Below are 8,738 nucleotides of genomic sequence, written 5' to 3' on the forward strand. Positions count from 1 at the left end.
AATTTTACGGCTCTAACAGTTCGCTGATCCTAAAGAAAAGCTTCCGAAGGAAACAATTGGAATTGAGCAACAAATAGTAGAGGAGCCGGTGGTAGAAGAACCGGTGGTAGAAGAACCAGTGGTTGAAGAACCAGTAGTAGAAGAACCGGTGGTAGAGGAGCCGGTGGTAGAAGAACCAGTGGTAGAAGAACCAGTGGTAGAAGAACCGGTGATAGAGGAGCCGGTGGTAGAAGAACCGATTGTTGAAGTGCCAATCGCAGAAGAACCGGCAATTGCAGAGCCAATTGTAGAAGAAATAGTTCCTGAAGCACCTTTAACATATTTGACCGCTCCGGTAGTAATTGTCAATAAAGAGGACTATAAACCGGGCGGGAAAGTAAATATGAAGGGTAGCGGATGGATACTTGACAGGTCAGTATCAATAGAAGTTAAAGAAGTATACGGTACCTGGAGATATGAGACTGTAGCTGAAGTTGATTCAAAGGGAATGTTCGCAATATTGTTCAATATTGCTGATTATTATTCCCCGAATTATGAGGTCGCAGTAACAGGTGCAGATACGAATACAATCGTAAATACGTCATTCACTGACGCAGGAGGAGCATATTCGATTGACTTCTCCAGTTACAATCCAGACACTTACGAAAAGTATTTCCCAAAGTACTACGCTCCTTTACCTGAGACGACCATTGGACGACATGAAGATTAGTTGGGAACCACCCTTCATTCGAATACTAGAGAATCATTAGCCCCGGAGGATCTTGTATTAGGACAGATAGTACCGTTCGAGGCCTACATAACTGTAAATGGTTCAACACAACCAGAGAATGGCAAAATCTCAATGGAGATGTTCTGGTCAACCAAGACTACTAGCGGCAGTGACTTTGGTTATGATGGTAAGTACATGGTTTATGCTGCTTTCGTTGACATTACCCATTCAACTGATCCTTTGGAAAATGCTAGGGTCACTAAAATTGATAATAAACCAAATACTGCTGATTTCACAAGTGTCATAACTGTTGAAGGACTTGACAATGGTGATATAATCTCTGTTGAGATTTGGGTGGTTTTGCAGGAAACCTTGCCAAACAAGATAGCTGGTAACAATGATTCTAGTTTTGTCAGAGCTGACACCGCTTCAGGAGAGGTGATTACTAAATCAGCTCAGACTGTACCACTATTGAAGCCTTCAGATTTCCTTGCTTATGGTAGTTTGCAGATTAATAAGAGTTTTGCAGATATTCCTATGGGATATGTTTTACCAGCTTATGTAGATGTTGATGTAATTAGTGACTATTACCCGACGTTCACATTAAACATACCAATAGATTCAACTGGTAATGGAACGATAATAAAAGCTGGATTAGTACCAGGCACATACACTATTTCAGAAGTTACCATTCCTGAATTTAGCAGCTCATATCCAGGGGGTATGTCAGCTATAGTACCGCCAAAGGGACTGGCAACACTAAGTATTGTTAACACCTTTAATGTTCCGCCAGCAATTAGAGTTACCAAGACTGCAAGCCCTACACATGTTCCAGAGACTGGTGGGAATGTGACATTTACATTCCTGGTTGAGAATATCGGACCTCAGACTGTAATTCTCAACAGTTTAGTTGATGATGTATTTGGAGATCTTAATGGAAAGGGAGATATAGTTATACCACAAACTATACTTTCAGGAGGATTTTATTCCGGCTCATTCACAATTTGGCTTTCGTCGGATACCTTAACGGCTCATACTAATGTAGTAACGGCAACCGCTACTGATGATTATGGAAAGGAAACTAAAGATGATGATAGCGAGACTGTAACATTTGATGATGTTCTTCCAGACATCACGGTAACTAAGGTAGCTGTTCTAGATACATTGCCGGAGCCAGGCGGAGACTTCACATTCACAATCCAAGTAACCAACAACGGAGTTGAGTCGGTCACACTTATGAGCCTTGTAGACAGCGTATATGGAGCAATCACAATACCAGTGGAGAAGCAGACAATAGCAGCTGGTGGAATGGTTGAATTCCAGATCACAATACCGCATACGGAAGCAGGAATATACGAAAACACTGTTACGGCAGTAGCTAAGGACAATGAAGGAAACGAAGACACAGCTGAAGCTACAGAGACAGTAACAGTAACAGATGCACTTCCAGACATTGCGGTAACTAAAGTGGCAGATCCAAAGACAATGCTTGAGCCGGGCGGAGACTTCGTCTTCACAATCCAAGTAACCAACAACGGAGTTGAGTCGGTCACACTTATGAGCCTTGTAGACAGCGTATATGGAGCAATCACAATACCAGTGGAGAAGCAGACAATAGCAGCTGGTGGAATGGTTGAATTCCAGATCACAATACCGCATACGGAGGCAGGAATATACGAAAACACTGTTACGGCAGTAGCTAAGGACAATGAAGGTAACGAAGACACAGAACAGGCAACGGAGACAGTATACGTAACGGATGTTCTTCCGGTAATTGCAGTGGTAAAGACTGCTGATAAGGAAAGCGTACCTGAGACTGGTGGAGTAGTAAATTTCACGTTTGAAGTTACAAATAATAGCGTTGAGAAGGTTATGATAACAGAAGTAAACGATAGTGACTTTGGGGTAATTTACAAGTGGGAGTACCCAATGCCGGAAATTTGGTTAGATCCAGGCGGTTCGATTACATTCCACCACAATGGCGCGATTATTAGTGGAGACTTTGAGAGTGGAACACAGCATGAGAATACAGTTACAGCAAGTGCGGTAGACAATGAAGGTAACCCTGCATCAGATACGGACACCTTAACAATTAGCTTTACTGATGTAACCGCAGTTATCGATGTTGAAAAGGAAGTCAGAGTATCATATGGTGGTGAATCATGGAGTGATTGGGCTGATGCAGATGATCCTACTGGACCAATAGTAGTAGAGGGATACTCTGTTGAATTTAGGTTTACAGTAATAAATAGTTCACCAGTCACATTATATAACATCTCACTTACTGACAGTGTATATGATGTTACTGGAATAACAATACCTGCAAGTCTAGCACCTGGTGCATCATTTGAAGGAACTATATCAACATTAGCAGTGATCGGACAGCATACGAATACAGCTACGGCGAGTGGAAGCTTCACTGATGGGGCAGGTAATGTTGAAATTGACACTGACACGGATGATGCTAACTACTATGGAATAGGAAAAGGGCAGCCGAGCATTCAGATAGAGTATCTGATGATTTCAGCAAGTTCAGAAAGCGATATTGCCAGCGGTAGCTTCAGGATTACAGACCAGAGTACAGCAGCAAAGGTACCTGATGGTGCTCTAATAGTGCTGAAGGACTTTGGTTTGGACTGGACAACTAAGGCTAAGAAGGCAAAGGTATTTACTGATATTGAAGCAACTGGCTGCACATTCTGGGTAGTATCGAAGGAAAAGGTGGATCTGGATGTACCAGAACAAATCATACCTGGTGTACCTTACATCTTTGATGAAGAGATTATCATTGAGTATGAGTGCACATTTGCAGATAAAGTTCTGGTGAAGGGTGCATCACTCAAGGGCACAGCATGGGCTACAATCTATGGCAGACCTGACATGAGATTTACTTACAGCAGCACTGTGATTGTTCAATAACGGCTTGAAAGGCTGGAATAAGCGGATAATATGGCATAAGGCCATATTGTCCGCCCCAGACTACTTAATAATAATTTTAGAAAATCAACCTTGGCGGGAAATCATCCCGCCTATTTTTTGTAAAGCAGCTATTAAGTACCTATTGATTTATCCCCATTTTGATGAATGCATTGACATTGGTAATTCAATTGTTTGAACTTGTTTATAAAGGCAAAGGAACTAATGGTACCTTGTTTTTGGTATAATAACCTCAGAGGTGTTGTTAATGGAACCGCTTGCCAGCAGGATAAGACCGAGAAGTCTTAAGGATGTATTGGGACAGAAGCACATAATAGGGGAAGGTCGTCTACTTACTTCAATGATAGAGGGTAAGTCCCTCATGAATATGATATTCTATGGACCTCCCGGGACAGGAAAGACAACTGTCGCCAGGCTACTTGCCGACCTTACTGAAATGAGGTTCATAAGCCTCAATGCGTCGGTAGATTCCCTGAAGGATGTCAAGTCTGCCTTGGAAGAACTTAATATGCTTACAGGATACAAGGGGATAGTCCTATACATAGATGAGATCCACATGTTCAATAAACGCAATCAACAAGTACTCCTTGATTATATGGAAAAAGGTCGAATTGTGCTTATTGGAAGCACCACTGAGAATCCTCACTTCGCTGTCTTCAAGGCGCTTGTTTCAAGGGCTATAATTGTAGAATTCAAACCACTTTCATTCAGGGATGTCCTGGATGGACTGGAGAGAGGGGTTGAATTCTACAAAGAAGAAGCGGGTAAGAACAGCATTGTCCTTGAGAAGGGGTGTCTGGAATCCATGGCTTCAATGTCAGACGGAGATATGAGGAAGGCGCTGAACAACCTTGAGCTGGTGCTTGTTTCCAAGGACAGGACGGGTGTTGAAGATATAAGTGTAACTGTTGCCGATGTTGAGAGGGTGCTGCAGAGGAAGGTAATGAACTTTGACTCAGATGGGGATGTACATTATGACCTGCTGTCAGCCTTCCAGAAGTCGATTAGAGGCAGTGACCCGGATGCAGCACTTGCCTACCTTGCCATGCTTATCAAGGGTGAGGACCTGATTTCGATAATCAGGAGGCTGCTTGTGATCTCAGCTGAGGATATCGGACTAGCTTATCCACAGGCAATCACCATAGTAAAGGCCTGTACGGATGCTGCACTGGCACTGGGATTTCCTGAGGCAAGGATCCCTCTTGCTCAGGCTGTGATACTTCTTGCAACCGCACCAAAGTCGAATTCTGCCATAGTAGCTATTGACTCTGCCATGGAGGCGCTTGATAAGAATGCTGTTTTGGAGCTGCCGCTGCATCTGCGTGACGGGCATTATGAGGGAGCAAAGGCTATGGGAAGGATGCAGAAATATGTGTATCCCCATGGTCATCCGAATAACTACGTGAAGCAGGAGTACATGCCGGAGAGTTTGAAGGGAAAGAAGTTCTACAGGTATGGCGATAACAAGGCTGAGCAGGCTGCTAAAGTGTATTGGGACAAGGTCAAGGGTGAAGAGTAAAGTTGACAGAAACAGTCGGATTTAGTAGAATTCAAGGTAATGAAGTATGGAGGGGTGTCCCATGAAATTGTCGACAAAAGGTAAATACGGAGTCAAAGCCATGATGGACCTTGCGGTCCACAATGGTGTAACTCCCGTTTCCATTAAGAGCATATCCCAGAGGCAGGGTATTTCAGAATACTATCTGGAGCAGCTTTTCGCCCCATTGAGGAGAGCCAAGCTCATAACAAGCATAAGGGGAGCGCAGGGAGGATACGTGCTTGCCAAGGAACCGAAGGACATAACCGTACTCGATATCATGAACATCCTTGAAGGGCCTGTTGATATCTCTGATTGCCTCGAGGATGGCTGTACCAACATGGATGTATGTGCCACAAGGGTTCTGTGGAAGAAGATCAAGGATTCAATAGATACGGTCATGGAATCAGTGACACTGCAGGACATGCTCGATGATTATGAGAACTTCAAGGGGACGCCGATAAAAGAGGTGATGATCAAAAAATGACAAACCTTATTTATATGGACCATGCGGCTACAACAAAGATCGACAGCAGGGCGTTTGAAGCAATGGTGCCTTTCCTGACAGAGGATTATGGAAACCCTTCATCCATCTATTCCATATCCAGGAATCCAAAAGCGGCTGTAAGGAAAGCAAGGGACATAGTGGCCAGGGCGATAAACGCCAGGAGCTTCGAGGTATATTTCACTTCAGGCGGGACAGAGGCTAACAACTGGGCCATCAAGGGCATAGCCAGGGCAAACCAGTCAAAGGGAAAGCACATAATATCCCAGAAGACGGAGCATCATGCCGTATTAAGCGCCCTTGAAAGCCTTAAGAAGGAAGGATTCGAAATCACCCTCCTTAATGTTGACAACGAGGGTCTAATCTCTACTATGGACCTGATGCAGAAGATAAGGCCGGATACTGTCCTTGTTACGATCATGACAGCGAACAATGAGATAGGTACGCTGCAGCCTGTAGGAGAGATAGGCAGGATATGCAGGGAAAAGGGAGTCTATTTCCATACTGACGCAGTGCAGGCTGTCGGAGCCATAAATCTTGATGTTGAGGATATGTGCATAGATGCCCTGTCAATCTCAGCCCATAAGTTCTATGGCCCCAAGGGCACAGGAGCCCTCTTTGTCAGAGGCGGCATACTTATTGATAACCTCCTTGACGGAGGTTCACAGGAAAAGGGCAGGAGAGCTGGAACTGAGAATGTTGCAGGAATAGCAGGAATGGCTAAAGCGCTTGAGATTGCACTTGAGCTCGGCGATGAGGAAAACCTTAGGATATCAAGGCTTCGTGACAAGCTTTCTGATGGATTGCTGCAGCTTCCGTTCACAAAGCTAAACGGACCTTCCGGAGCAATGAGGCTTCCAAACAATGTCAATGTCTCCTTCGATGGCATTGAAGGAGAGGAACTTCTGGTGTCCCTGGACATAGCAGGCCTTATGGCATCATCAGGAAGTGCGTGCACATCAGGAGCCCTGGACCCATCCCATGTCCTTATGGCCATAGGAAATGACAAGGAGCTTTCAAGAGGCAGCCTTAGGCTGACTCTTGGCAGAGAAAATACTGATGAAGATGTTGAGAAGGCAATAAGGATCATTGATGAAACCATATCAAGGCAGAGAGCCCTGAGGAACGGCAGAAACAGGTAACTGATAGGAAACAAGTGACTAAGGATACAGGTGATTTTATTTTATGAACAACAAGGTAGTGCTTGGAATGAGCGGAGGAGTGGACTCCTCCGTTGCTGCGTATCTCCTGAAGCAGCAGGGCTATGAGGTCATAGGCGTGACCATGCAGGTCTGGCAGGATGACGAGGGCTTCAAGGAAAGGGAAGGCGGATGCTGTTCGCTGTCAGCGGTTGATGACGCCAGGATGGTTGCGGACACATTGGGGATTCCCTTCTATGTGATGAACTTCAAGGAAGTTTTCAAGGAAAAGGTAATAGACTACTTCATAGACGAGTACCTTGATGGGAAGACACCCAATCCATGCGTTGCCTGCAACAGGCACATCAAGTTTGAAGAGTTGCTGGAGAGGGCGGAAGCCCTGGGTGCATCCTATGTAGCCACAGGACACTATGCCAAGATATACGAGAAGGATGGAAGGATGGTCCTGGAAAAGGCTGATGACGACACCAAGGACCAGACGTATGCCCTCTACAACCTGACTCAGGAGCAGCTGAGAAAGACCCTGATGCCATGCGGTGAATATACAAAGAAGAGTATAAGGGAGATTGCGAAGGAGATGGATCTTGGAGTCCATTCCAAGCGTGATTCACAGGAGATATGCTTCATTGACGACAACGACCACGGCAGGTATATCTATGAAAAGAAGCCTGAAGCCAGGGTGGAAGGCAACTTCGTAGACAGGAACGGAAAGGTTCTCGGTAGACACAAGGGAATCGCCTATTACACCATAGGCCAGAGGAAAGGGCTGGGATTGTCGCTTGGAAGACCTGTATTCGTATCAGGCATCGACAAGGACAAGAATGAAGTCATACTTGGTGACGAAGAGGATCTGTTCAAGGATACCCTCATCGCATCAGACCTTAATTTCATAACTATAGAAAAGCTTGAAAGCCCGATTACTGTAAGAGCGAAGATAAGATACTCTTCAAAGCCTGCTGAATGCAGTGTTTACCCTGAAGGAGATAATGTGAGAGTCATATTCAAGGAAAAGCAGAGAGCCATAACTTTGGGTCAGTCGGTCGTATTCTATGATGGTAACCTTGTGCTTGGCGGCGGAACTATAACAGAAGTGATTTAGAGCTTGAATTAAGAGAGCCTCCTCATCAATCGATGACGGAAGTTCTCTTTTTTGATGAAATAGCTTGCGCAAACTCGTGACTTCAGTCGTGAGTTAGCAAGCAAAGTCAAGAAATAATCAATAGATTGAAGAATAACACATACAAAGTAATAAATATCATCAAGTACTTGAATAATAGTTTTGCATTTCTAAATGTTATATGTACCTGGGGTATTCTTATGTCTAAAATCCATTATGTGAACGATTTGTTAATTCTGATTACTGATAAAAATGCTTAGTATATTTTGGATGTTGAAACGCATAATGATTATGTGCATCTGCAGATCGAAAGCACTGAGGAACAGATCCGCAGGTACATACATAGGAAGAAAAGAAATAAGACAGTTCAAGCTTTGACAATGGTGGAGGTGAGTGCATTGCTGCAGCATAAGGCCTACGAATACCACATCTATCCGGATAATAAACAGGAAACGCTGATTGCAAGGACGATAGGCAGTTCAAGGTTCGTATACAACCATTTCCTGGAACTTTGGAACAAGGAATACGAGGAGACCGGAAAAGGTCTTACTTATTCCGCATGCTCCAAACTTCTGACCAGGATGAAGAGGGACCCGGAAACAGTATGGCTTTGTGAAGTGGATAAGTTCTCCCTTCAGAATTCGCTCCGTAACCTGTCGGATGCCTTCTCCCGCTTTTTCAAAGGACAGAATGAGCATCCCCGGTTCAAGAGCAAAAAGAGCCCTAAGCAAAGCTACACTACACAATTCACCAACAACAATATCGCAGTATCC

The 8,738-nt window shown here is 44.4% G+C and carries 7 protein-coding genes; all 7 read left to right on the plus strand.

Features of this window, described 5'->3' with window-relative positions; genetic code table 11:
* Window positions 1-88: 88 nt before the first annotated feature.
* Window positions 89-709 (plus strand): hypothetical protein, encoded by a 621-nt coding sequence (locus T472_RS19980; RefSeq protein WP_023863213.1) that lies wholly within the window; start codon window positions 89-91, stop codon window positions 707-709.
* Window positions 710-3,628: a CLIPPER-2 domain-containing protein gene (locus T472_RS00760; protein WP_023863215.1), complete on the plus strand. Its 2,919-nt coding sequence runs from the start codon at window positions 710-712 to the stop codon at window positions 3,626-3,628.
* Window positions 3,629-3,893: 265 nt separating this feature from the next.
* Window positions 3,894-5,165 (plus strand): replication-associated recombination protein A, encoded by a 1,272-nt coding sequence (locus T472_RS00765; protein WP_023386935.1) that lies wholly within the window; start codon window positions 3,894-3,896, stop codon window positions 5,163-5,165.
* A 61-nt stretch (window positions 5,166-5,226) separates the two neighbouring features.
* On the plus strand, window positions 5,227-5,670 hold the full coding sequence (locus T472_RS00770) for an RrF2 family transcriptional regulator (RefSeq protein ID WP_023386933.1): 444 nt from the start codon (window positions 5,227-5,229) through the stop codon (window positions 5,668-5,670).
* Window positions 5,667-6,830 carry a cysteine desulfurase family protein gene (locus T472_RS00775; RefSeq protein ID WP_023386930.1) on the plus strand — a complete coding sequence of 388 codons (1,164 nt, stop codon included), beginning with the start codon at window positions 5,667-5,669 and terminating at the stop codon, window positions 6,828-6,830. Before T472_RS00770 ends, T472_RS00775 begins: the two co-directional genes overlap by 4 nt.
* 43 nt (window positions 6,831-6,873) lie before the next feature.
* The gene (mnmA, locus tag T472_RS00780) at window positions 6,874-7,947 is read left to right on the plus strand and encodes a tRNA 2-thiouridine(34) synthase MnmA (RefSeq protein WP_023386928.1); all 1,074 of its coding nucleotides are present in this window, start codon (window positions 6,874-6,876) and stop codon (window positions 7,945-7,947) included.
* Window positions 7,948-8,363: 416 nt separating this feature from the next.
* A partial coding sequence (locus tag T472_RS00785) for a helix-turn-helix domain-containing protein (RefSeq protein ID WP_023863217.1) occupies window positions 8,364-8,738 on the plus strand: 375 nt, incomplete at its 3' end.

It is taken from the genome of Youngiibacter fragilis 232.1, from assembly GCF_000495435.3.
GTDB classification, from domain to species: domain Bacteria; phylum Bacillota; class Clostridia; order Clostridiales; family Clostridiaceae; genus Youngiibacter; species Youngiibacter fragilis.

Excerpts from the sequence above, each read along its gene's own strand:
- T472_RS00765 (WP_023386935.1), top strand. The coding sequence starts at position 3,894 with ATGGAACCGCTTGCCAGCAGGATAAGACCGAGAAGTCTTAAGGATGTA.
- T472_RS00770 (WP_023386933.1), top strand. The coding sequence starts at position 5,227 with ATGAAATTGTCGACAAAAGGTAAATACGGAGTCAAAGCCATGATGGAC.
- T472_RS00775 (WP_023386930.1), top strand. The coding sequence starts at position 5,667 with ATGACAAACCTTATTTATATGGACCATGCGGCTACAACAAAGATCGAC.
- mnmA (WP_023386928.1), top strand. The coding sequence starts at position 6,874 with ATGAACAACAAGGTAGTGCTTGGAATGAGCGGAGGAGTGGACTCCTCC.